Source organism: Roseomonas nitratireducens (genome assembly GCF_017813355.1).
Lineage (GTDB): Bacteria > Pseudomonadota > Alphaproteobacteria > Acetobacterales > Acetobacteraceae > Neoroseomonas > Neoroseomonas nitratireducens.
On the sequence record NZ_JAGIYZ010000025.1, the window covers coordinates 1 to 24,087 of the forward strand.

The window sequence follows — 24,087 nt, forward strand, 5'->3', positions numbered from 1 at the left end:
GGGAGGCGGCCGGGCGCGGCTCGGCCGGCGGCGCCGCAGGCCGCGTCGCGGCGGCAGCGGCGGCGGGCCGTGGCTGCGGGCCGGGCGTCATCGGCGCGTTCAGCACGTACCAGAGGCCACCGGCGCCCAGCGCCACCAGGAACAGCATCGCGAGGAAGGTGCGCAGCATGGGCGGAGGATGCCAGCGCGCGGCGCGGCCGACGAGACTGTTCCCTTCGCCCCGCCCTTCGATCTAGCCTTCCCCGATGACCCGTCGCCTGACGCTGCCGATCCTGGGCCTGGCGCTTGCCGCCGGGCCAGCCCTGCCGCCCTTCGCGCCCCGTGCGGCGCAGGCGCAGACCGAGGCACCGGCGCCGGCGCCGACCTCCCCCGTGCCGCGCCCGCCGCGGTCCTGCACGCCGCCGCCGCCCGCGCCGACCTCCTGATGGCCCGCCGCATCGTCGTGCTGACCGGCGCGGGCATCTCCCGCGAATCCGGCCTTGCCACCTTTCGCGACGCGGACGGGATCTGGGCGCAGGTGCGCATTGAGGATGTCGCGACGCCGGACGCCTTCGCACGCGACCCGGCCCGCGTGCAGGGCTTCTACAATGCCCGCCGCGCGCAGCTGCGCGACCCCGCCATCGCCCCGAACGCGGCGCATCTCGCCCTCGCGCGGCTCGAACGCGAGCATCCGGGGGAGGTGCTGCTGGTGACGCAGAACGTGGACGACCTGCATGAGCGCGCGGGATCGACGCGCCTTATCCACATGCATGGCGAGCTGATGAAGGCGCGCTGCATGTCGTGCCATGGCGCGAGCCCCTGGCGCGCCGACATCGCGCCCGACAGCGCCTGCCCCGCCTGCGACGCGCGCGGCCGGCTGCGCCCGCATGTCGTCTGGTTCGGGGAGATGCCGCTGGCGATGGAGGAAATCGGCGCGGCGCTCGAGGCCTGCGACCTGTTCGTCTCGATCGGCACCTCGGGCAACGTCTATCCAGCCGCGGGCTTCGTGGCCGAGGTGCGCGGGCGGGCGCGCACGGTGGAGCTGAACCTCGAACCCTCGGAAGGCGCATCCCTGTTCGACGAGGCGATGCACGGGCCGGCGACGCAGGTCGTGCCCGCCTTCGTCGACGCGCTGCTGCGCGGCGCGTGATGGCACGAGCTTGCGTGCCGCTGCTCGCCGCGGCGCTGATCCTGCCGGGCCTTGCCGCGGCGACCGAGGTCCCCGGCCTCGGCCCTGTCGATCCGCGCCGGCCCGTCCCCTTCGCCGAGCCGCCCTGGAACGCCATCGCGCTGGTGGAAACGCGCCCGGGCGGGCGGTGCAGCGGCGTGGCGATCGGCCCGCGCGTGGTGCTGACGGCGGCGCATTGCCTCGTCACCTCTGATGGGCGCGGGATCGTGCCGCCGGGGGATGTCGCGGTGCGGCTCGGCGGCGCCGTCGCGCGCGGCACGGCGCTCGCCGTCGGGCCGGGCTTCGACCCGGCGCGGGAGGAACCCTGGCGGGCGGACTGGGCGCTCGTCACCCTCGCCGCGCCGATCGGCCAGGGCCGCACCCTGCCGCTGCTGCGGGAGGCACCGTCGAACGGCGCGCCGCTGTCCCTGCCCGCCTGGCAGCACGACCGGCCGGACGTGCTGCTGGCCGATCGCGGCTGCCGCGTGGTGATGGTGGGCACCTTCGGCGCGCAGGGGATCCTCGTCGGGCACAATTGCGCCGGCACGGTGGGCAGCAGCGGCGCGCCGCTCCTGCTGCCGGTCGCGGGCGGCTACGCCATCGCCGGCGTGCAGGTGAAGGCGGCCCTCGGCCAGCCGCTCGGCCTCGCCGTGCCGGGCTTCACGATCCCTTTGCCCGCAGCGCCAGAAGCACCCGCTCCGGCGTCGCGGGAAGGTCGAGCCGCGCCACCCCCGTCGCGTCGATAAGCGCGTTCCACACCGCCGTCGCGAGCATCAGCGGCGGTTCGCCCACCGCCTTTGAGCGGAAGATCGTCGCCTGGCGCGCGGGGGCGGCGGCGAGCAGCCGCACGCGGAAATCCGGCGGCGCGTCGCGCGATCCGGGGATCTTGTAGGTGGACGGGCCGAGCGTGCGCTGCCGGCCCTGCTCGTCCCAGAACAATTCCTCGCAGGTCAGCCAGCCCTGGCCCTGCACGAAGGCGCCTTCGATCTGGCCGCGGTCGATGGCGGGGTTCAGCGACCGCCCGCAATCCTGCACCAGGTCGGCGCGCAGGACGCGATGCTCGCCGGTCAGCGTGTCCACCACCACCTCGGCGAAGGAGGCGCCGTAGGAGAAGTAGAAGAAGGGCTCCCCCTTCATCGCCGCCGGGTCCCAGTGGATGTCGGGCGTGCGATAGAAGCCGGTCGCCGAGAGCGACACGCGCTCGATCCAGCATTTGTGCGCGAGGTCGGCGAAGGACATCGCGCGGTTGTCGCCGGGACGCGCGACGAGCACGCGTCCCTCGGCGAAAGCGATGTCCTCCGCCGGCACCCCCCACAGCGCCGCCGCGACCTCCGCCATGCGGCCACGGACGGCGAGCGCGGCATTGTGCGCCGCCCAGCCATTCAGGTCGCTGCCGGTGCTCGCCGCGGTGGGCGCGGTGTTGGGCACCTCCGCCGTGCTGGTGGCGGTGATGCGCACGCGGTCGAGCGGCACGCCGAAACTCTCGGCCACCACCTGCGCGACCTTCACGTTGAGGCCCTGGCCCATCTCCGTCCCGCCATGGTTCAGGCGGATCGAGCCATCCGTGTAGACATGCACCAGCGCGCCCGCCTGGTTCAGGTGGCGGATGCCGAAGGAGATGCCGAAGGCCAGCGCGAAGGAGCCGAGGCCGCGCCGCAGGAAGGGATGCGCGGCGTTGAAGGCGGCGATCTCCGCCCGCCGCGCCTCGAGCCCCGCATCCGCGCGGCATTCCGCCCAGGCGCGGCGGATCAGGTCCCCTTCCAGCGCCTGTCCATAGGGTGTCGCGGCATCGTTCGGCGCGCCGGCGAAGTTGCGCTCGCGCACCGCCTCCGGCGACAGGCCCGTGGCGCGCGCGACGCCGCGGATCACGTCCTCCATTAGCAGCACGCCCTGCGGGCCGCCGAAGCCGCGGAAGGCGGTGTGGGAGACGCTGTTGGTGCGCAGCGCGAGGCCCGTGAGCCTGACCGCCGGCACGTCGTAGCAGTTCAGCGCATGGGTCAGGCTGCGGAACACCACGCCGGGCGTGAGATCCAGGCTGTGCCCGCCATCCGCGGCGAGCGTCGCCTCCAGCGCCAGGATGCGCCCGGTGCCGTCGCAGCCCGCGCGCCAGCGATACAGGAAGGGGTGCCGCTTGCCCGTCGCCGCCATGTCCGCCTTGCGCGGCAGGCGCAGCTTCACCGGCCGCCCGGTGATGCGCGCGCCGAGTGCCGCGGCCGCCGCGACCCATGACGCGTTGCTCTCCTTCCCCCCGAAGGCCCCGCCCATGCGCCGGCAGGCGACGGGAATGCGGTTGTAGTCGAGGCCGAGCACCCGGCCGGCGATGTGCTGCACCTCGGTCGGATGCTGGGTGGAGGAGGTGATGGCGATCTCCCCATCCTCCCCCGGCACGGCCAGCGCGATCTGGGATTCGAGGTAGAAATGCTCCTGTCCGCCGGCGCGGAATTCGCCCGCCGCCGTCATCGGCGCGGCGAGGATGGCGGCCGCCGCATCGCCGCGCGCGATGGTCTGCGGCGGCATCAGGAAGGATCGGCGCTCGATCGCCTCATCGAGGTCGAGCAGCGGCGGCAGCGGCGCGATCTCGGCCCGCACGGCGGCGGCCGCGCGCAGCGCCGCGTCGCGCGTTTCGGCCAGCACCATGGCGATGGGCTGGCCGTGGTGGCGGATGGTGCCGGTGGCGAACAACGGCTCGTCGCCCTTGCCGGATGGCGAGATGTCGTTGGCGCCCGGGATATCGGCCGCGGTGAGCATCATCACGCCCGGCGGCGCCGCGACGGCACCGAGCGTGCCGTGCGCGACGGGGCTCAGGACCAGCGCGGCGTGCAGCAGGCCCGGCGGCTCGGGCAGGTCGTCGGCGAAGCGCGCCGCGCCGGTGCAATGCGCGAGCGCGCTGTCATGCGGCAGCGGCGCGCCGACCGCGCTCATACGTCGAGATTGGCGACCTTGAGCGCGTTGCCTACGATGAAGTCGCGGCGCGGCTCCACGAGGTCGCCCATCAGGGTCGAGAAGACCTGCTCGGCATCCTCCACATCCTCGACCCGCACGCGCAGCAGCGTGCGCACGGCCGGATCGAGCGTGGTCTTCCAGAGCTGGTCGGGGTTCATCTCGCCCAGGCCCTTGAAGCGCTGGATGGCGAGGCCCTTGCGGCCCTCGGCGATCAGGCGCTCGAAGGCGGCGAGCGGCCCATGCGCGGGATGTTCCTGCGCGCCCAGCAGCAGCACGGCGGCGCCGGCGGCAAAGTCGCGCGCGAAGCGCTCGCGCCGCTCGTCCAGCCAGCGCGCCTCGGCGCTGCGCAGCGCCGTCGCGTCGAGGGTGTGGCGCTCGGTCACGCCGCGCACGGTGCGGGCCAGCGTCAGGCCTGCCTCCCCGCTGGTCGCGACCCAGCCGCGCTCATTCGCCGGCGCCAGCGCATTCAGCCGGACGGCCAGCGCCTGGGCGGCGGCGGTCGCGCGGTCCTCCTCCATCGTCAGGGCGCCGGTCACGGCCGCCTGCTCGACGATGTCGGCCGGCACGACGCCCGACAGGCGGCGGATGCGGGACGAAGCCTGGCGCCATTGTTCTTCCTCGGCGCGCAGATCCGCCGCCGTCATCAGGCGGTCGTCGGCGTAGCGGACGGACGCGCCCGACGTCGCCTTCTCGAGCAGGAAGTCCTCGAGCGCGCGGTCGTCCTTCAGGTAGCGTTCCTCGTTGCCGCGCTTGGCGCGGTAGAGCGGCGGCTGTGCGATGTACAGGTGCCCGCGCGTGATCAGCTCGGGCATCTGGCGGAAGAAGAAGGTCAGCAGCAGCGTGCGGATATGGCTGCCGTCCACGTCGGCGTCGGTCATGATGACGATGCGGTGGTAGCGCAGCTTGCCGACGTCGAAGCCGCCCTCGCTCGGCTCGCCGCGGCCGATGCCGGTGCCCAGCGCGGTGATGAGCGTGCCGATTTCCGCACTGCCCAGCATGCGGTCGAAGCGCGCGCGCTCCACGTTCAGGATCTTGCCCTTGAGCGGCAGGATCGCCTGGAAGGCGCGGTCGCGCCCCTGCTTGGCGGAGCCGCCGGCGGAATCGCCCTCGACGATGAACAGTTCGGACTTCGCCGGGTCGCGTTCCTGGCAATCGGCCAGCTTGCCGGGCAGGGAGGAGACGTCGAGCACGCCCTTTCGCCGCGTGAGTTCCCGCGCCTTGCGCGCCGCCTCCCGCGCCGCCGCCGCGTCCATGATCTTGCCGACCACGTCCTTGGCTTCCTTCGGATGCGTCTCGAACCAATGGGTCAGCGCGTCGGCGACGGCGACATGGACGATCGGCTGCACCTCGGAGGAGACGAGCTTCTCCTTCGTCTGGCTGCTGAACTTCGGGTCCGGCACCTTCACCGACAGCACGGCGGTCAGGCCTTCGCGCATGTCCTCGCCGGCCAGCGCGATCTTTTCCTTCTTCGCGAGCCCCTCGGCCACCTTGCCCAGCACGCGCGTCAGCGCCTGGCGGAAGCCGGCCAGGTGCGTGCCGCCGTCGCGCTGCGGAATGTTGTTGGTGAAGCAGAGCATCGTCTCGTGGTAGGAATCGTTCCAGCGCACCGCGATCTCGACGCGGATGCCGTCCTGTTCCTTCGACATGACGCTGATCGGCTGGGCGAAGACCGGTGTCTTGCCCTTGTCCAGCCACTCGACGAAGGCCACGAGGCCGCCGTCGAACTTGAAGACGGTCTCCTGCACCTCGGCATGGCGCTCGTCGCGCAGCGTGATGCCCAGGCCGGAATTGAGGAAGGCGAGCTCGCGCAGCCGCCGCTCCAGCACCGCGAAGTCGAACTCGGTCTTGGTGAAGGTCAGGGCGGAGGGCTTGAAGGTCACCATCGTGCCGTTCGGATGGTCCGAGGGGCCGATGACCTCGCAGGGCACGACGGTGTCGCCGTGCTCGAAGCGCAGGCGGTGTTCCTTGCCGTCGCGCCAGATCCGCACTTCCATCCATTCGGACAGCGCGTTGACGACCGCGGCGCCGACGCCGTGCAGGCCGCCCGAGACCTTGTAGGAATTCTGGTTGAACTTGCCGCCGGCGTGCAGGCGGGTCAGCACCACCTCGGCCGCGCTGATGCCTTCCTCGGCGTGGATATCGGTCGGGATGCCACGGCCATCGTCGCGCACGGTGACGGAACCGTCGCCGTTCAGCGTGACGTGGCAGGACGTGGCGAAGCCGGCCTGCGCCTCGTCCACCGCGTTGTCGATGATCTCGAAGGCCATGTGGTGCAGGCCGGAGCCGTCATCGGTGTCGCCGATGTACATGCCCGGTCGCTTGCGGACGGCTTCGAGCCCCCGGAGGACGGTGATGGAGGCGCTGTCGTAGGCGTCGGAATCGGGACGCGCGGGCTCGCTCATGCGGCGCGCTCACTCCTGGCTGGAGAAGGGCTTGAAAGGTCCTTTGAACATAGGCCTTTTCCGGCCTCAAGGCGACCCGTCATCGCCTTCCGGCACGAGGTTTCCGCCCCCCGCCCGGAAGCGGTCCGCCAGGCCGCGCAGCGGGCGGAAAACCTCGGGGTCGGTGCCGGTCAGGAAGGACTGGGCGGGCAGGGTGGCCAGGGCCGCGAACAGCGCTTCCCGCCGGGCGGCATCCAGATGCGCGGCGACCTCGTCCAGCAGCAGCAGGGGGGCGAAGCCGCGGGCTTCCGCGATCAGCGCGGCATGGGCCAGCACGACCGAGATCAGCAGCGCCTTCTGTTCACCGGTCGAGCAGATTTCCGCCGGCTGGTCCTTGGGCAGGTGGACCAGCGCCATGTCGGCCCGGTGCGCCCCCCGCGCGGCCCCGCCCGCGGCCGCGTCGCGCCGGCGGTCGGCGGCCAGCGCCTCCCGCAGCGCGTCCTCGGCGGCCAGGGCGGGCTGCTCGGCCAGGGCGGCGGCGATCGGGCAGAGCAGGTCCATCCGGGCCGCGGGGAAGGCGCCTGTGGCCGTGCCGGCGGCCATGACCGCGTTCAGCCGCGCAGCCAGGGCCCGGCGCGTGGCGCTGGCGGCGACGGCATGGCGGGCCATCGCATCCTCCAGCCCCGCGAGCCAGCGCGGATCGGCGCGGCCTTCGGCCAGCAGGCGGTTGCGCTGGGACATGGCGTTGTCATGCGCCGCCACTTCCCGCGCATGGCCGGGTTCCAGCGCCCAGGCGAGGCGGTCGAGGAAGCGCCGCCGGCCGGACGCCGCTTCCTGGAACAGCCGGTCCATCTGCGGCGTGAGCCAGACCACGGCGACGCGGTCGGCGAGGTCGGCCTGCGCGCGCACCGGCTGCCCGTCCAGGCGGAAGACGCGGCGATCCGTGCCGCCATCCGGGTCGCTGCCGGTGCCGATGTCGAAATCGCCCTGTGGCGTCGCGAAGCGGCCGGCGACGGCCCAGGGGCGGGCGGCGCCGTCCGCACGGCGGCCGAGTTCGCCCATGCGTGCGCCACGCAGGCCGCGTCCGGGGCCGAGGAGGGAGATCGCTTCCAGCAGGTTCGTCTTGCCCGCGCCGTTCTCGCCGGCGATCGCGACGATGGGCGCGTGGAAGGGGACGTCGAGCGACGGCCAGGAGCGGAAGTCTGTGAGGCGGAGGCGGGTGAGGCGGAGCACGATTACTGACGTGTCACTTTCTGCAGTTGGTCATCCGAGCGCGCACGACGAATGGCCAATTCTGGCGTCGAAGAAGAGGGGCGGCCCGGTAAAGAGGCCGCCCCCCAAGGCTTGTTGTTAACTTTTTGTCGTGGGGTCGGCTTCACCCCAAACCACTATTGGCCATCCTGTGTAGCCGTAGTCGCGCGCATAGAACACGCGTCCGGCTTTGGTGGTTCGAGTGGCTCGAAAGATGAGCCGAAACCCCGGCAGCAGGTTTTGGCGAGGCGGTTTGCCCATGCCAAAAACTCCTCTGCACGCACCCTTAATCCAATGGCTTGCCGACGATCTCAGCGGTCGTTAGTGTTGCCGCTCGTGAATGACACCTGCGACAGCCACATCCGCCTGCCGGATGCTTGGCTCAGCGGATCTCCTGGGGCGGCTTTGCGAATTCCTCGCTGAGCCGCCCAAATTTTTTCTCCTTATGCCGTCAGAACCATCCTTGCGGTCAGACTGCGATTCCGATTCGAGATCAATAGGTTAGCACTAAAAGCGCCCTTTATCACACACGCATGGGCATCAGCACATACAGCGCTTCGGGCTTCGCCTTGTCGCGCACGATGGTGGGGGCGGCGCCGTCGGCGAACAGGAATTCCACCTCGTCGCCGATCAGGCTGGTGATGTCCGTCAGGTAGCGCGCCTGGAAGCCGATCTCGAGCGGCGTGCTCTCGTAGCGCACCGCGTCGGCCTCCAGCTCCTCCTGCGCCTGGCCCTGGTCGGGGCTGGCGGCGGACAGCAGCAGGTTGTTGCGGGAGATGCTGAGCTTCACCGGGCGCGAGCGCTCGCTGCTGATGGCGGCGACGCGCGCCACCGCCTGCTCGAAGGCGTCCTTCGGCACGGTCAGCGTCTTGTCGTTGCCGCGCGGGATCACGCGCTCATACTCGGGGAAGGTGCCGTCGATCAGCTTGCTGGTGAGCGAGACGGTGCCGAGCGCGAAGCGGATCTTGGTGTCGGACAGGCGCACCTCGATCTCGTCCTGCGTCTCCTCGGCCAGCTTGCGGACCTCGTTCACCGTCTTGCGCGGCACGATCACGCCGGGCATCCCCTTCGCACCTTCGGGCAGCGGTTCCTCGACGCGTGCGAGGCGATGGCCGTCGGTCGCGACCGCGCGCAACACGGGCGTGCCGTCGGCCTCCGCGGCATGAAGGTAGATGCCGTTGAGGTAGTAGCGCGTCTCCTCCGTGCTGATCGCGAAGCGCGTGCGGTCGATCAGGTCGCGCAGCACGCCGGCCTTGATCGAGAACTTCGTCGGCAGACGCCCCTCGGTCATCGAGGGGAAGTCATCGACAGGCAGCACGGTGAGCGTGGTGTTGAACTTGCCCGCGCGCAGCGTGAGCGGCCCGTCGCCGCCGCCATGGTCGAGCTCGACGCGCGCGCCCTCGGGCAGCTTGCGCACGATCTCGTACAGCGTGGCCGCGGGCGCCGTGGTGCGGCCGCCGCGCGTGACGGTGACGCCCGCCACTTCCTCGACCACCGCGATCTCCATGTCGGTCGCGGTCAGCGTCAGGCTGCCCTCGGTCTTCGCGTCGATCAGGACATTGGCGAGAATGGGGATCGTGTTCCGCCGCTCCACCACGCTCTGCACATGCGCGAGCGCCTTGATCAGCACCGCGCGGTCCACCGTGAACTTCATCGTCGCCCGACGCCCCGATGCTCTGGGCGGTCACCTCGCGGCCCGGGCTGGGCCGCGCGCGACCGCGCCTGTCCCCCTTTGCTCCCTCGCATGCCGGACCGGGGCCGAATCGGCCCGCGCGGCCCGGGCGAGGGGGGCGCACCATATCAGCGCGATTCCGGGCGGGGAAGCGGGGTGTGGCGCCGCGAAACCCGCGGATTTCCGCGGATCGAGGACGGGGCGGGCAGGCGGGCGGGGCCCGGACCGGCGCGAAGCGGGCCGCCGCCCGGACCCGGGAGGGCGCGGCGCGGCCACGCCCGACCCAGCCGCCAAGGCGAGCGCCGAGGCCCAAGGCGAGCAAGCCAAGCGGCCGAATGGCCGTACGGGCGATTGAGGTCCAGCAAAACAACGGATCGAGGCTCAACCTCGATCCGGGAGCGCACAGCGCGACCGCGCCCAACCCGCCTGCACCGCCCGGCGCCACAGCCCAGGGCGCGCAAGCCAAGCGGCCGAATGGCCGCGCCGGCGCTTGAGGCAAACAGAAACTCCGCGCCGGCGCCTGAGGTCAAACAAGACTCACCGGATGCCGGAAACCCTTCAGGTTTCCAGCATCCGCCGAAGCAGTTCGACATCTTCCGCGAAGGCCGCGTCGGCCTGCATGAGTTCGGAGATGCGCGAGACGGCGTGCATCACCGTCGTGTGGTCGCGATTGCCGAAGCGGCGGCCGATCTCGGGGAGCGAGCGCGAGGTCAGCTGCTTCGCGAGATACATCGCCACCTGGCGCGGCCGCGCCACGTTGCGCGCGCGCCGCGCGCTGCTCATGTCGGTCAGGCGGATGTTGTAGTGCTCGGCGACCTTGCGCTGGATCTCCTCGATCGTCACGCGGCGGTCATGCGCGCGGAGGATGTCGTGCAGAACCTCCTGCGCGCTGTCGAGCGTGACGGCGCGGCCGAACAGGTTGGCATGCGCGATCAGCCGGTTCAGCGCGCCTTCCAGCTCGCGGACGTTCGAGGTGATCTTGTGCGCGAGGAATTCCAGCACCGCCTTCGGCACCGCCACGCCCGCGGCCGTGGCCTTGGCCTGCAGGATGGACAGCCGCAGCTCGTAGGTGGTGGCGTGGATGTCGGCGACCATGCCGCAGCCCAGCCGCGTGCGCAGACGGTCCTCGAGCCCGTTGAGGTCGGAGGGCGACTTGTCGGCGCTGACGATGATCTGCTTGCCGGCGTCGATCAGCGCGTTGAAGGTGTGGAAGAACTCCTCCTGCGTGTTGTCCTTGCCGATCAGGAACTGCAGGTCGTCGACCATCAGCACGTCGACGGAGCGGAGGCTTTCCTTGAACTCCATCGTCGACTGGCTGCGCAGCGCGGCGATGAAGCGGTACATGAACTTCTCGGCGCTCATGTAGGCGACGTTGCGCGCCGGTTCCCCGTTGCGGATCGCCCAAGCGACGGCGTGCATCAGGTGGGTCTTGCCAAGGCCGACGCCGCCATACAGGAACAGCGGATTGAAGCCCGGGCTCGCCGGATGCTCGGCGACGCGCCGCGCGCAGGCATGGGCGAACTCGTTCGGCTTGCCGACGACGAAGGTGTCGAAGGTGAAGCGGGGATCGAGCGGCGCGGACCATTCCCCGCGGGACTCCCCGGCCGCGTTGCGCGGCGCGCGGCCGGACAGCGCCTCGGCCAGGCCGGACCGCTCGGGGGCGACCTCCACGTCCACGCCATCGGCCCCGCCGCGCGGCTGCGGGCCGACGCGCACATCGACCCGGCGCACCCCGGCATTCTCCTGCTGCCAGAGCAGGCTCAGCCGGTCGCCGTAATGGCTGCGGACCCAGTCGCGGAGGAAGCGGGTGGGCAGGTGGACGATGGCCTCGTCGCCCTCGACCGAAGCGAGGGTCATCTGGCGCAGCCAGGTGCGGTACTCGACCTCGCCGACCTCGTCGCGGAGGCGCCCACGGATGCGAGCCCAGGATTCCGCGAAGGATGCTGCAGAGCGCGCGGAACCGGACCCGGGCTGCTTCTCCATCACCATCCCCCTCAGTCGCCAATCCTGCCGGCGCGTCGCGCATCCCGCCAGCCCTGGAGCCGGCACCCGCAACACCCCGTTAGCCTACCCTGCATCTTGAACAGTAGCGCCCCAAGGCCCCGGTGCAATCGTCAAAAACCGGCTGCCTTGCGGCGTGAACAGATCAAGTCACGACAACAGCACAGGCGCGCGAACATCTTCGCGCCTGTGCATCAAATACTTCGTTGATTTCGAGAACGATGCCGCCGGGTGGCGGCGATATTCAGCCCTGGCTCGCGGCCAGCGCCTTCACTCGGGCAGAGAGGCGGGAAACGCGCCGCGCCACCGTGTTCGCGTGCATCACGCCCTTCGTCGCCGCGCGCTGCAGTTCCGGCTGCGCCGCGCGAAACGCGTCCTGCGCCGCCGCCTTGTCACCGGACGCGATCGCTTCCTCCAGCTTGCGCACGAAGGTGCGCACGCGGGACTTGCGAGCCTTGTTGCGCGCGGTGCGCTTCTCGGTCTGGCGGATGCGCTTCTGCGCGGACGCGGTGTTCGCCATGGGGCTTCCGGTTCAACTCGGTCGAGGTTTCGAAGATGCCGCGCCGGCGGGGGCCGCCACGGCGAAGGCGGGGTTTCTAATGCCGCGCGGCTCGCCACGTCAAGGCGGCGCGCGGCAGGAAATCCATGAACGCGGCTTAACGCCTGACGCTCAACGATTCCGGAAGGCCGGCTTGCGCTTCTCGGCGAAGGCCGACATGCCCTCCTTCTGGTCCTCGGTCGCGAAGAGGCTGAGGAAGAGCCGGCGTTCGGTGCGCACGCCCTCGGTCAGCGTGCCCTCGAAGGCCGCGTTCACCGCTTCCTTCGCCATGGCGACGGACGGGGCGGACAGGGCGCCGATCTTCTCGCCGATCTTCACCGCCTCATCCACCAGCGCGTCCGCGGGCACCACGCGGCAGACCAGGTTCGACCGCTCGGCCTCGGCCGCGTCCATCATCCGCCCGGTCAGGATCATCTCCATGGCCTTGGACTTGCCGACGGCGCGCGTCAGGCGCTGGGACCCGCCGGCGCCCGGGATGATGCCGAGGTTGATCTCCGGCTGGCCGAACTTCGCCGTCTCGGCGGCGATGATCAGGTCGCACATCATGGCCAGCTCGCAGCCGCCGCCGAGCGCGAAGCCCGCCACCGCGGCGATCACCGGCTTGCGGATCTCGAGCACCGTCTCCCAGCGCTCGCCGATGAAGTCGTTGAAATAGACCGCGGGGAAGGTGCGGTCCTTCATCTCCTTGATGTCGGCGCCGGCCGCGAAGGCCTTCTCGCTGCCGGTGACGACGACGGCGGCGATGGCGGGGTCGCGGTCGTAGCCGCGCAGCGCGTCGCCCAGCTCGCCCATCAGCTGGTCGCACAGCGCGTTGAGCGCCTGCGGCCGGTTGAGCCGGATGATCGCGACCTTCCCCCGGGTTTCCGTGAGGATCATCTCGTAGGCCATGCGACTTCGTCCTTGCCGTGTGATGCGCCACCCGTAGCGCAGGTGACCCGCCCCCTCAACGCTGGCGCCGCGGGCAGAAGAAGGTGGACCGGCCCGACTGCACGACGCGGGCGATCCCGCCGCATCGCGGCGCGCCTGGGCAGTCCGGGCAGGGCTCGCCTTCCCGGCCGTAGACCGCGAACTTCTCCTGGAAGCGCCCGACCTCCCCATCCGCGCGGACATAGTCGCGCAGGCTGGACCCGCCGGCGCCGATGCTCTCGGCCAGCACCGCCCTGATCGCGGGCACGAGCCGCGCCGCCCGCGCGCCGGGGACCGTGCTGGCGAGCCGGCGGGGGGAGATCCCGGCGCGGAACAGCGCCTCGCAGACATAGATGTTGCCGAGCCCCGCCACGACCTTCTGGTCGAGCAGCGCCGCCTTGATCGGCGTGCGCTTGCCCTCCAGCGCCGCCGACAGCACCGCGGGGGTGAAGGCGGCGTCGAGCGGCTCGGGCCCGAGATCGGCGAGGAAGCGGTGCCCGTCCTCCTCCGCCGTCGCCACCACGTCCACGCTGCCGAAGCGGCGCGGATCGACGAAGCCCACGCGCCAGCCATGGTCGGTGGCGAGGACGAGATGCTCATGCGCCTCCGGCGGCGCGTTGTGGCCCCGGGCGTCGGAGGCCGCCCCCTGCGGCCCCGTCCGGGGCACCGGCGCCTCCCCCACCCGTCGCGCGACCATGCGGCCGGACATGCCCAGGTGGATGAGCAGGCTCTCGCCCCCGTCCAGCCGCATCAGCATGTACTTCGCCCGGCGGCGGAAGGAGAGCACGCGCCGCCCCTCGATCCGCCGGGCCAGGCCCGCGGGGAAGGGGAAGCGCAGGTCGGGGCGGCGCACCTCGGCTTCCACGATGCGGTGGCCTTCCAGCACGGCCGCCAGGCCGCGCATCACCGTCTCCACCTCCGGCAGTTCGGGCATGGTCCCTCCCCTTTCCCGCGCGCCACGCTATGTTGGGCGCACGATGAGCGACAGCCCCCAGGACAGCGCCGATTTCGGCTTCCGCACCGTGCCCCGCGCCGAGAAGGCGTCCATGGTGCGGGACGTCTTCGAAAGCGTGGCCCCGCGCTACGACGTGATGAACGACCTGATGTCGCTCGGCATCCATCGCGTCTGGAAGCGGATCTTCGTCAACGCGATCGGCGCCTCGGCACGGGAGACGCTGCTCGACCTCGCCGGCGGGACGGGGGACATCTCCTTCCTCGCGAAGGAGCGCGGCGCGGGGCGCGTCATCCTGACCGACGTGAATCCCGCGATGCTGGAGGTCGGGCGCAAGCGGGCGCTCGACCGCGGGATCGTCGACGGGCTCGACTTCATGGTGGTGGATGCCGAGCACATCCCGCTGCCCGACCGCAGCGTGGAGAAGGTCTCGATCGCCTTCGGCCTGCGCAACTGCACCGACAAGGACGCGGTGCTGCGGGAGGCGCGGCGCGTGCTGCGCCCGGGCGGGCGCTTCCATTGCCTGGAATTCTCGCGGCTCGAAGTGTCGGCCCTGGTGCCGCTCTACGACGCCTGGTCGTTCAAGGCGCTGCCGGCGATCGGCGCGCGCGTGGCGCAGGACCGCGACAGCTACGAATACCTCGCCGAGAGCATCCGCATGTTCCCCGACCAGGAGACGCTGGCGGGGATGATGCGGCGCGCGGGGATGGAGCGGGTGTCCTACCGCAACCTCTCCGGCGGGATCGTGGCGATCCACACCGGATGGCGGCTGTAGCCTGGCCTACAGGATGAACCACCCCGCCGTCGGCGCGGTGGTCGAGACGATGGTGATGGCGAAATCCGCCGTCCTGTCGCCGTTCGTGTCGCCCGATGCCGTGTAGGTGTTCGTCCCGGACGAGACCACGCGCAGCTGGCCCGCCGCGCCGGTGAAGGCGCCGCCGCCGATATACGCAAAGGCCTGGTCCCCGGCGACGAGCTGGTTGGCGTCCAGCGCCGAAAGTCCGATCCGGTCGCCCTCGGCGAAGGCGAAGTCGGCGATGCGGTCCGGCGTCGCAACGGCGGTGTCGGTGCGGGTCGAGAACTGGAACATGTCCGCCCCCGCGCCGCCGGACAGCGTGTCCTGCCCCGCCTGGCCGTCCAGCGTGTCGTTGCCGCCCCGGCCTTCGAGCCGGTCGTTGCCCCCGGCGCCGAGCAGGCGGTTGGCGTTGCCGTTGCCGATGATGGTGTTGGCAAGACCGTTGCCAGTGCCGTTCAGCAGCGTCGCGCCCGTCAGGGTCAGGACTTCCACGTTCGCGCCGAGCGTGTAGGCAGTTCCCGTCGTGGCCTGCACCGTGTCCGTGCCCGCGTTCAGCTGCTCCCAGGTGAGGTCGCCGGCGGTCACGATGATCAGGTCGTCGCCGATGCCGCCGCTGAGACTATCGATCCCCGCGCCTCCGTCGATCGTGTCGTTGCCCGACCCCGCGCTCACCGTATCGGCGCCAGCGTTCCCAACGATCCGGTTTGCGATTGCGTTGCCATTCAGAGTGTGGGCGATCGTGTTGGTGGCGATCAGGACCTCGACCTCGGCGGAGAGCGTATAGGTCCCCGCGCTCGTCATCACCGTGTCCATGCCCTGGCCGGCCGCTTCCACCACGACATCGGTCGAGACATTCGTGATGTAGAAATCGTTCCCGAGGCCACCAACCAGGCGATCCGACCCATCCCCGCCGTTCAGCGTGTCGTTCCCCGCATTGCCGTTCAGCGTGTCGGCGCCGGCGGCACCGAAAAGGCTGTCCGCCTCGGTCCCGCCGAGCAGGTTGTCGTTCGCGCTGCCGCCCGCCAGCGTGACCGGCCCGCTCGGCTGGACAACCTGCCCCGGCAGCACGCCGGAATAGTTCACGCCCTTGAGGTCGAGGTTCGCCGTATAGACGCCGACACCAGCCGCGGCGGCCTTGGCCTGCGCGTCGGCGACCTTGGCCGCGTTCCCGGCGACGTATTCGATCGCCACGACATCCTTGCCGGCCGCGATCGCACGGTTGATGAGGTTCAGGCTCCAGTTCGTGACAGTGGACGATTCAAGAGAGCCATCGTCCTTGTAGAACAGGTTCTCCTTGTACATGCCGTCGATGGCGTTCAGGTACGCATCGTGGACGAGCAGCTTCTCGGCGTTGTTCACCCAGATCTCGAATTGCGGGTTCTTCGCCTTGGCATAGGCCGAGAGGTAGGTGACGAGGCTGACCATCGCCGCCTCGGCGTCGCCGCCAGGCACATTCGCCGTGGACCAGGCGCGCTCATAGACGTCGACCACGTCGAAATAGATGCCGTCGTAGCCGGCGGCGATCATGCGATCGATGTAGCCGGTCGCGACGGCGCGCCATTCCGGCGTCCAGTAGGCGACGGCGTAGTTGCCCTGCCAGCTTGGGTTTTCCGGCCCGATGATCGAGGGCGGGATGGTGTTGAAGTAATCGCGGTAGGTCTCGGCCTCGCCGATGCTGAAATAGCCGAGAAGCAGCCCGCCACCGGGTCCACCGCCCATTTGGGCAACTTCGGCATTGGTGAAGAACTGCGCGTTATCATTGTAGACGTCGATGACCTTTACGTCGAATGGCGCCGCAGCGACCGCGGTCGGCTCCACTCCCGTCAGGACATACATCCCTGTCTTCGGCATGGCTTAGCCCCCCTGTTCTCATGCACGTCCTGGTTTGGATAGCCATGTTTCCGGATATTGCAAACGCATGCTCCGAAGTTGTTCTTCCGTAATGGCCATGACTGACATCCGAATGACATGACTTTGCCGCGATCTCATTTTGGAGCGGCCGGGTTTGTCCAAAATTGAGAACATGCGCTCGCGTCGATGTTCACGACGCCGTGCGGGATCGCGTCGCGGGTCGCGTCCGCGGCCCCTCGGCCTCGGCCGCACACGAAAAAAAATCACGACGCCACATTTCCCGCGGCCCGGCCCGCCGGCCTTGCGCGGCGCGGAAAAACCGCCAAGCCTGCCGCGATGCTCGCCGGCCGCCGCCTCCTCATGATCGTCTCGGGGTCCGTCGCCGCCTACAAGGCGCTGGAACTCGCGCGCCTGGCGCGCAAGGACGGCGCCGAGGTCATGGCCATCCTGACCGCCGGCGGCGCCCGCTTCGTGACGAAGGAAGCGCTCGCCGCCATCACCGGTGCCCGGGTGCATGACGACCTCTGGGCCGCGGAGGCCGAGATCGGCCATATCCGGCTGGCCCGCTGGCCGGACCTCGTCGCGGTGGTCCCGGCCTCGGCCGACCTGATTGCGAAGATGGCGGCGGGGCTCACGGACGACCTCGCCACCTGCGTCCTGCTGGCCACGCGCGCGCCGGTGCTGGTCGCGCCGGCGATGAACCCGGCCATGTGGGCCCATCCGGCCACCGTCGCGAACATGGCGGCGCTCCGCGGCCGCGGCGTGCATGTCGCAGGCCCCGAGGACGGGCCGATGGCGGAGCCCGAAAGCGGCCCCGGCCGGCTGATGGAACCGCCCAGGCTGCTCGAGGCCATCGACGCCGCGCTCGGCGGGGGGCCGCTCGCGGGCAAGCACCTGCTCGTCACCAGCGGGCCGACGCATGAACCGATCGACCCGGTGCGCTACATCGCCAACCGCTCGTCCGGGAAGCAGGGCCATGCGATCGCCGCGGCGCTCGCCGCGCTCGGCGCGCGCGTCACGCTCGTATCCGGTCCGGTGGCGCAGCCCGATCCGCCAGGCGTGACGGTCGTGCGCGTCGAAACCGCGCGGGAGATGCTAGCCGCCTGCGAGACCGCGCTGCCCGCCGACGCCGTCATCTGCGCCGCCGCGGTCGCGGATTGGCGCACGGCGCGGGAGGCGACGCAGAAGATGAAGAAGGTGCCGGGGGCGGTGCCGCCGCCGCTCGAACTGGCGCTGAACCCGGATATCCTGGCGACGCTCGCCGCTGCCGGGCCGCGCCGCCCGCGCCTCGTCGTCGGCTTCGCGGCCGAGACGGAGAGCGTCGTGGACAACGCCATCGCCAAGCGCGCGAAGAAGGGCTGCGACTGGATCGTGGCGAACGATGTCTCGGGCGACGTGATGGGCGGCGCGGAGAACGCCGTCCACCTCGTCACCGAAGCGGGCGTGGAGGATTGGCCGCGCATGGCCAAGGAGGAGGTCGCGCGGCGCCTTGCCGCGCGCATCGCGGAGGCGTTGTCGTGACCACACCCATCATCGATGTCGTCCGCCTGCCGCATGCCGAAGGCCTGCCGCTTCCCGCCTATGCCACCGAGGGCGCGGCGGGGATGGACCTGCTCGCCGCCGTCATGTCCTCCGTCGTGATCCCGCCCGGTGGGCGGATGCTGGTGCCGACGGGGCTGCGCATCGCCATCCCGCCCGGCTACGAGGTGCAGGTGCGGCCCCGCTCGGGCCTGGCGCTGAAGAACGGCATCGTGCTGCCGAACAGCCCGGGCACGATCGACGAGGATTATCGCGGGGAGCTCGGCGTCATCGTGCTGAACGCCGGCGATGCGCCCTTCACGGTGGAGCGCGGCATGCGCATCGCCCAGGCGGTGATCGCCCCCGTGGTGCGCGCCGCCTGGCGCGAGGTGAGCGAACTGCCGGAGACCGCGCGCGGGACGGGCGGCTTCGGCTCCACCGGAACCTGAACGCGGCCCGCGGCGAAGACGGGCGAGGGAGGGACGAGACATGACCACCGACGCCCAGGGCAACACGATCACCGCCGCATCGGACGCCGCCGTCGCGGCCTACGACCACGTCATCGCCGGCTATCTGCGGTACCGCGCCGATGCCGGGCAGCGGCTGCAGGCGCTGATGGCGCTGGATGGCGGGATGCCGATGGCGCACCTGCTGCAGGGCGCCTTCGTCATGCTCGCCTACAATGCCGCGCTGGTGCCGCGCGCGCGCGATGCCGCCGCATCCGCCGCGCGGCTCGCCGGCACCGAGCGGGAACGCCTGCACGCGGCCGCCCTGCACCACTGGACCCAGGGCGAGATGGATGCGGCACTCGGCGCCTGGGAAGCGATCATGGCCGCGCATCCGCGCGACATCCTCGCCTTCCGCCTGCATCATTTCTGCGCCTTCTGGCTCGGCCGCGCGGGGCAGATGCTGCGCTCCGTCGATGCCGCCGCCCCGCACTGGTCTGCCGCCGTGCCCGGCTTCGGCAGCATCCTCGCCTGCCGCTGCTTCGCCAACGAGGAAGCCGGCAACTACACGGTCGCCGAGGAAGCGGGCCGCGCCGCGGTCGCGCTCGACCCCGCCGACCTCTGGGCCACGCATGGCGTCGCCCACATCATGGAAATGCAGGGTCGCCGCGCGGAGGGCATCGCCTGGCTCAAGGGGCTGGAGCCGCACTGGGATGGCGGGTCCAACCTGCTGCATCACCTGTGGTGGCACCGCGCCATGTACCACCTGGAACGCGGCGAGCACGACGCGGTCCTCGCGCTGTACGACCGCGGGTTCCGGAACCTGGACAGCCCGCTGACCCAGGCGATGCCGGACCTCTACATCGACGTGCAGAACGCGGCGTCCATGCTGTTCCGCCTCTCGCGCCACGGCGTCGATGTCGGCGATCGATGGGTCGAGCTCGCCGACAAGGCGGAGGCACGGATCGGCGATTGCCTGTCCACCTTCACCCTGCCGCACTGGATGATGGCGCTGGCCGCGACCGGCCGCTTCCAGGCCGCGGCACGGATGCTGGACGCGATGCGCGACGCGGCGCGCGGCTCGGGCACCATCGCGCCGATCCTTCGCGATGCGGCGATCCCGGTCTGCGAGGCAGTGCTGGCCCATGCGCGCGGCGACCACGCGGCGGCGGTCGCCGCGATGCGCCCCGCGCTCGGCGTGATGCACCGCATGGGCGGCAGCCACGCGCAGCAGGATGTGCTGGAGCAACTCTTCCTCGACGCCGCGATGAAGGCGGGGGCGGAGGAGGATGCGCGCATGCTGCTTGAACGCGTCGCGGGGCGCCATCCGGTGGCGCCGGAGCGGCGGGTGGGATACGCACAGGCGGCGCGCAGCGTCCGGCATTGAGAGGCGGGGGGGGGGGAGAGCGGAACTTCTCCCTCAAGGTCCCTATCGACGTCGCTTCGCGATGCGAACGGACGCCGGCGTCACCCTCAGCGGTCATCGGGACCAGGAAGAAAGCGAAAACAGCGAGGCTAGGGCACGGGACCGCTCATGCCGCACTCGCGTCGTGCCCTGCCAAGTGTGGTCCCGGCATTGGACAGTGCGTATCCGGGGTGAACTCTGGACCGCGCACCACGAGGCGCGACGCCAAGTGCGTCGCGCCGCCGCGCCGAGGGTGTAGTTTACCGCGACAACCGACCCGTCGCGATGGAGACGCGCCGGCTGGCCTGGATCAAGGCGCCGGCTCTCGACCCGCTGCACATTGCCATCGGCCAGATCGCTTCCCGCCCGGATGCGCGGGCGTCGGAGCAAGGCCACATCCGGAGGACGCGCCGCATGCCGGTCTGGCTCATTCCTATCGTCTACACCCTCGGCAGTCTGGTGGCGGCCCTGGCGCTGCCGCGGATCGAGCACGCACTCGACCTGCCGCTCGACCTCGGCATCTCCGCCGGCTCCGCGCTGGCCGTGCAGTCCGCCATCGCCTCGGGAATGATGGCGCTGACGGGCATCGTCTTCTCCGTCGCCTTCGTGATGCTGCAGTTCAGCGCGGTGACCTATTCGCCGCGCTTCGCCAGTCGATTCGCGCGCGATCCGGTCCTGTTCCACGCGCTCGGCATCTTCTTCGCCACCTTCAGCTACTCGCTCGCGGCCGCGGCCTGGGTGGACCGCGAAGGCTCGGGCCGGGTGCCGGCGATCTCCTCGGCCATCGCCGTCGCCATGCTGTTCGTCAGCATGGTAACGTTCGGCCTGCTGCTGCGCCGCCTGGGCGACCTGCAGATCACCAACACGCTGCGCTACATCGGGGACCAGGGGCGCGACGTCATCAAGCAGACCGCCCGGTCCTTGGCACCCTGGTCCGGCGCGCGCGGCGGCGACCGCGCGACACAGCCGGCGCCAGCGCCGGTCACGCAGGTGCTGCGCCATGCCGGATCGCCGCGCTACGTGCAGCGCTACGACATCCCGCGCCTCATCGGGCTGGCGCAGGGCGCCGGCGCGTGCATCGAGGTGGAATGCGCCGTCGGCGACATGATGATGGAAGGCAGCGTGATGCTGCGCGTCCGCGGCGGTGCGGGAACGATCCCGGAAGCCGCGCTCCGCGGCGCCGTCCGGCTCGGCGCGGACCGCACCTTCGAGCAGGATCCGAAATACCCCCTGCGCCTGCTGGTCGACATCGCGATCAAGGCGCTGTCGCCCGCGATCAACGACCCGACCACGGCGGTGCAGGCGCTCGACCAGATCGAGGACCTCCTGCGCCGCCTCGCGCGCCATGAGCTCGAGGACGGCCGCCTGGCCGATGCGTCGGGGACGGTGCGCCTGGTCTTCCCGACGCCGGAATGGGAGGACTACCTCGCCCTCGCCTTCGACGAGATCCGCGTGTTCGGCGCGACCTCCGTGCAGGTGATGCGGCGCTTGCGCTCGGCGCTCGTCGGTCTCGCGGAGCTTCTCGGCGAGCATGAGCGCGCCGCGAGCATCGAGCGCTACCTGCGGCACATGGACGCCGCCATCGAACACTCGCCCTTCGACGAGCAGGACCGGGCCGCCGCGCGGCAGGAGGATCCGCAGGGGCTCGGCCTGACGCGGTAGCGCCGCCGCGCGTCACGCCAGCCCGTGTCGCGGCCGGCCAGGCCGGCCTCGCGCAGCCCAGCCACCAGGGCCGCTGATCATCTCCGGATGAAGGTTGCGCGCCTTGACGTCGGCAACGACGCGGTCGCCATAGCCGGTGGCGATCCTGAAGATGGATCGCACCGCCGCCTCGGCCTCATCCCTTCGGCCCAGCCGCGCGGCGGCGGCGGTGCGCGACATGCTCGGGATTGGCCCTTCGCATCGCGACCAGGGCCTCCGCGGTGCGACCCGCCAGCATCTCCTCGACGACGTAGCGGAGGAAGCGGCGGTTCCGCTCGGAAGCGTGGACGTCGCCGGAGGCGAGCATCCGCCCCAGGTCTTCCCGGACGGCAATCGCATGCGGCTCCTGCGCGGCGGCGCTCATCCCGCGCCCCGCGCAGACAACCGGGACCGCCGGACCCTTGAGCAGGCGCGTTAACCGTGACGTACTTGCTCTCTTGCATCCCGCGCCGTCACACTCGCGAAATAGTGATGTCGCCGATATCTGAGGCGCCCGGAGTTGGAATGCGATGGTCGATCCATCCGCCCCTCATCCCGAGCTGGCAACGGTGCTGGCGCGCTTCCCTGCAGATGCGCGCCTGATCCGGCAGCTCTTCCTGGCGGACCGGGCGTTCCGCGGCGCCTGCGAGGACTATCGCCTCGCGCAGGATGGGCTGACCTCCTTCGAGCGACTCTCCATCGCCACGCCGCGCCACGAGGTCGAGGAGTACCGCCCCCTCGTGCGGGAGCTCGAGGCGGAGATCCTCGCCATGTTCGCGGCCGGCTGCGGCGCGTCGCACCTGGCGACGCTGCAACGACCCGGCGGATGACAGGCATTCCAGCATTTCGGGCGCGCCGCGCCGCCGCCGCCTCGCGCGGCAATGCCCCGACAGACCGGAGGATCTGATGCAACACCCTGCAGCCCTTGGCGAAGTCGCGCGCTGGGCGGGCTGGCGACGCGCGCTCGCGGTGGCCATCTGCGGCGGCATCGGCTGCACGACCGTGGCGGGCCTGGCGCTCCAGCGCGCCGCCGCGCAGGGCACGCCGCCGCCCGCCGCCGCCGCCCCGGCCGTAGTCGCCACCACGGCGGGGCAGGAGCGGCTGTCGCAGGCCCAGCTCGAGCAGCTTCTCGCGCCCATCGCGCTGCATCCGGACACGCTGCTGACGCAGATGCTGATGGCGGCGACCTATCCGCTCGAGATCGTGCAGGCGAAGCGCTGGCTCGGCCGCGACCAGAATGCGGCGCTGCGCGGGGCGGCGCTGGAGCAGGCGCTGCAATCCCAGCCCTGGGACGCCAGCGTGAAGTCCCTCGTGCCGTTCCCCGACGTCCTGACGCTGATGAACGACGAACTGGAATGGACGCAGCAGGTCGGCGACGCGGTGCTGGCGCAGCAGCAGGATGTGCTGAACGCGATCCAGGCGCTGCGCGGGCGCGCCCAGGCCAACGGCGCCCTGCAATCCGGCCCGCAGCAGATCGTGACGGTCACGCAGAACGTCGCCGCCCCGCCCGCGGCCGCATCGGCCACCGCGGTCCCGCCGCCGACGCAGATCATCACCATCGCGCCGGCGCAGCCCGAGACCGTCTACGTGCCGGCCTACAATCCGCAGGTGGTCTACGGCTCCTGGCCCTATCCGCAGTATCCGCCGCCCTACTACCCGCCGCCGGTCGGCTGGGGAGTCGGCAGCGCGCTGCTGACCGGCATGGCCTTCGCCGGCGGCGTCGCGATCGCGAACAACCTGTGGGGCTGGTCGAGCGCCAATTGGGGCGGCGGCGACATCAACATCAACGCCTCCCGCGTCAACAACATCAACCGCAACACCAATGTCACCGGCGGTTCGTGGCGGCACGACACGACGCATCGGCAAGGCGTCGCCTATCGCGGCGACGAGGTACGCAACCGCTACCAGGGCGACCGCCAGCAGCAAGCCGCGTCGCGCGAGCAGTTCCGCGGCCGGACCCAGCAGCCGGGGGGTGCGCTCGGCGGCGCGGACAGGCCCGGCGCCGGGCAGGGCGCGCGCCCCGGTGGCGACCGGCCCGGTGCAGGCCCGGGGGATCGACCCGGCGGGGATCGGCCCGGTGCCGGCCAGGGCACGCGCCCCGGCGGCGACCGGCCCGGCGCGGGCCCGGGCGATCGGCCCGGCGGCGATAGGCCCGGCGCAGGCCAGGATGCGCGGCCGGGTGGGGACCGGCCCGGCGCAGGCACGGCGGATCGGCCTGGCGGGGATCGCCCCGCCGCGGGGCAGCGGCCAGCCGGCGGTGAACGACCTGCGGCCGGCGGCGGACAGCGCCCGGGCGGCGCAGCCGCGCAGCGGCCGACGGCACAGCCCCGCCCATCCGGCGTGAGCCCGAGCGGCCGGCCCCAGGTGCAATCGCAGCCTGCCGGTGGACAGCGGGCCGGCGGCGGGGGCGGGGGACAGGGCTTCCAGGGCATGGGCCAAGGAGGCCAGGTGCAGGCGGCGTCGCAGCGCGGCGCGAGCAGCCGCCAGTCCGCCGGCACCCATGCGGCAAGCCGCCCCGGCGGCGGCGGTGGCGGGCGTGGCGGTGGCGGCGGCGGTGGTCGTGGAGGCAGGAGGTGAGC

At 71.3% G+C, this 24,087-nt stretch carries 20 protein-coding genes; 10 read left to right on the forward strand and 10 right to left on the reverse strand.

Going from position 1 to position 24,087, the window contains the following annotated elements:
* Positions 1-245 precede the first annotated feature (245 nt).
* The 3 genes from J5Y09_RS24465 to J5Y09_RS20180 are packed head-to-tail and all read left to right on the forward strand — an operon-like array spanning position 246 to position 1,893.
* The gene (locus tag J5Y09_RS24465) at positions 246-425 is read left to right on the forward strand and encodes a hypothetical protein (protein WP_245217276.1); all 180 of its coding nucleotides are present in this window, start codon (positions 246-248) and stop codon (positions 423-425) included.
* Positions 425-1,129 (forward strand): Sir2 family NAD+-dependent deacetylase, encoded by a 705-nt coding sequence (gene cobB, locus J5Y09_RS20175; RefSeq protein WP_245217277.1) that lies wholly within the window; start codon positions 425-427, stop codon positions 1,127-1,129. Before J5Y09_RS24465 ends, cobB begins: the two co-directional genes overlap by 1 nt.
* A 14-nt stretch (positions 1,130-1,143) precedes the next feature.
* Positions 1,144-1,893: a trypsin-like serine peptidase gene (locus J5Y09_RS20180; RefSeq protein WP_209353661.1), complete on the forward strand. Its 750-nt coding sequence runs from the start codon at positions 1,144-1,146 to the stop codon at positions 1,891-1,893.
* On the opposite strand, the gene xdhB is transcribed toward J5Y09_RS20180, so the two are convergent.
* The 8 genes from xdhB to mutM all read right to left on the reverse strand — a co-directional run bounded on the left by xdhB (position 1,808) and on the right by mutM (position 13,794).
* Positions 1,808-4,069 (reverse strand): xanthine dehydrogenase molybdopterin binding subunit, encoded by a 2,262-nt coding sequence (gene xdhB, locus J5Y09_RS20185; RefSeq protein ID WP_209353662.1) that lies wholly within the window; start codon positions 4,067-4,069, stop codon positions 1,808-1,810. The genes J5Y09_RS20180 and xdhB overlap by 86 nt on opposite strands.
* Positions 4,066-6,492 (reverse strand): DNA topoisomerase (ATP-hydrolyzing) subunit B, encoded by a 2,427-nt coding sequence (gyrB, locus tag J5Y09_RS20190; RefSeq protein ID WP_209353663.1) that lies wholly within the window; start codon positions 6,490-6,492, stop codon positions 4,066-4,068. Before gyrB ends, xdhB begins: the two co-directional genes overlap by 4 nt.
* A 66-nt stretch (positions 6,493-6,558) precedes the next feature.
* Complete coding sequence (recF, locus tag J5Y09_RS20195) at positions 6,559-7,704, reverse strand: DNA replication/repair protein RecF (protein WP_209353664.1); 1,146 nt, start codon at positions 7,702-7,704, stop codon at positions 6,559-6,561.
* Between the two features lie 541 nt (positions 7,705-8,245).
* Positions 8,246-9,376, reverse strand: coding sequence for a DNA polymerase III subunit beta (gene dnaN / locus J5Y09_RS20200; protein WP_209353665.1), 1,131 nt, complete (start codon positions 9,374-9,376; stop codon positions 8,246-8,248).
* Between the two features lie 576 nt (positions 9,377-9,952).
* On the reverse strand, positions 9,953-11,377 hold the full coding sequence (gene dnaA / locus J5Y09_RS20205; RefSeq protein ID WP_209353666.1) for a chromosomal replication initiator protein DnaA: 1,425 nt from the start codon (positions 11,375-11,377) through the stop codon (positions 9,953-9,955).
* A gap of 262 nt (positions 11,378-11,639) precedes the next feature.
* Entirely contained in the window at positions 11,640-11,915 is a 276-nt protein-coding gene (gene rpsT, locus J5Y09_RS20210; protein WP_209353667.1) for a 30S ribosomal protein S20, read from the reverse strand.
* 150 nt (positions 11,916-12,065) lie between these two features.
* Positions 12,066-12,842 (reverse strand): enoyl-CoA hydratase, encoded by a 777-nt coding sequence (locus tag J5Y09_RS20215; RefSeq protein WP_209353668.1) that lies wholly within the window; start codon positions 12,840-12,842, stop codon positions 12,066-12,068.
* 55 nt (positions 12,843-12,897) lie between these two features.
* On the reverse strand, positions 12,898-13,794 hold the full coding sequence (gene mutM / locus J5Y09_RS20220) for a bifunctional DNA-formamidopyrimidine glycosylase/DNA-(apurinic or apyrimidinic site) lyase (RefSeq protein WP_209353669.1): 897 nt from the start codon (positions 13,792-13,794) through the stop codon (positions 12,898-12,900).
* Positions 13,795-13,837: 43 nt separating this feature from the next.
* Between mutM and J5Y09_RS20225 the strand changes: the two genes are divergently transcribed.
* Positions 13,838-14,587 carry a class I SAM-dependent methyltransferase gene (locus J5Y09_RS20225; protein ID WP_209353670.1) on the forward strand — a complete coding sequence of 250 codons (750 nt, stop codon included), beginning with the start codon at positions 13,838-13,840 and terminating at the stop codon, positions 14,585-14,587.
* 6 nt (positions 14,588-14,593) lie between these two features.
* Here J5Y09_RS20225 and J5Y09_RS20230 read toward each other — a convergent pair whose 3' ends face one another.
* Positions 14,594-16,459 (reverse strand): endo alpha-1,4 polygalactosaminidase, encoded by a 1,866-nt coding sequence (locus J5Y09_RS20230; RefSeq protein WP_209353671.1) that lies wholly within the window; start codon positions 16,457-16,459, stop codon positions 14,594-14,596.
* Positions 16,460-16,795: 336 nt separating this feature from the next.
* Between J5Y09_RS20230 and coaBC the strand changes: the two genes are divergently transcribed.
* The 4 genes from coaBC to J5Y09_RS20250 all read left to right on the forward strand — a co-directional run bounded on the left by coaBC (position 16,796) and on the right by J5Y09_RS20250 (position 21,490).
* Positions 16,796-17,980, forward strand: coding sequence for a bifunctional phosphopantothenoylcysteine decarboxylase/phosphopantothenate--cysteine ligase CoaBC (gene coaBC, locus J5Y09_RS20235; RefSeq protein WP_209353672.1), 1,185 nt, complete (start codon positions 16,796-16,798; stop codon positions 17,978-17,980).
* Positions 17,977-18,426, forward strand: a complete 450-nt coding sequence (gene dut, locus J5Y09_RS20240; RefSeq protein ID WP_209353673.1) for a dUTP diphosphatase — start codon at positions 17,977-17,979, stop codon at positions 18,424-18,426. The genes coaBC and dut overlap by 4 nt, the downstream gene beginning before the upstream one ends.
* 40 nt (positions 18,427-18,466) lie before the next feature.
* Positions 18,467-19,810, forward strand: a complete 1,344-nt coding sequence (locus J5Y09_RS20245; RefSeq protein ID WP_209353674.1) for a tetratricopeptide repeat protein — start codon at positions 18,467-18,469, stop codon at positions 19,808-19,810.
* 432 nt (positions 19,811-20,242) lie between these two features.
* Positions 20,243-21,490 carry a DUF2254 domain-containing protein gene (locus tag J5Y09_RS20250; RefSeq protein WP_209353675.1) on the forward strand — a complete coding sequence of 416 codons (1,248 nt, stop codon included), beginning with the start codon at positions 20,243-20,245 and terminating at the stop codon, positions 21,488-21,490.
* 175 nt (positions 21,491-21,665) lie between these two features.
* Here the strand turns inward: J5Y09_RS20250 and J5Y09_RS20255 are convergent, their stop codons facing one another.
* The gene (locus tag J5Y09_RS20255; protein ID WP_209353676.1) at positions 21,666-21,893 is read right to left on the reverse strand and encodes a hypothetical protein; all 228 of its coding nucleotides are present in this window, start codon (positions 21,891-21,893) and stop codon (positions 21,666-21,668) included.
* A gap of 145 nt (positions 21,894-22,038) precedes the next feature.
* Between J5Y09_RS20255 and J5Y09_RS20260 the strand changes: the two genes are divergently transcribed.
* A complete protein-coding gene (locus J5Y09_RS20260; protein WP_209353677.1) occupies positions 22,039-22,338 on the forward strand; it encodes a hypothetical protein in 300 nt (99 codons plus the stop codon).
* 76 nt (positions 22,339-22,414) lie between these two features.
* The gene (locus J5Y09_RS20265; protein WP_209353678.1) at positions 22,415-24,085 is read left to right on the forward strand and encodes a DUF3300 domain-containing protein; all 1,671 of its coding nucleotides are present in this window, start codon (positions 22,415-22,417) and stop codon (positions 24,083-24,085) included.
* Positions 24,086-24,087 lie beyond the last annotated feature (2 nt).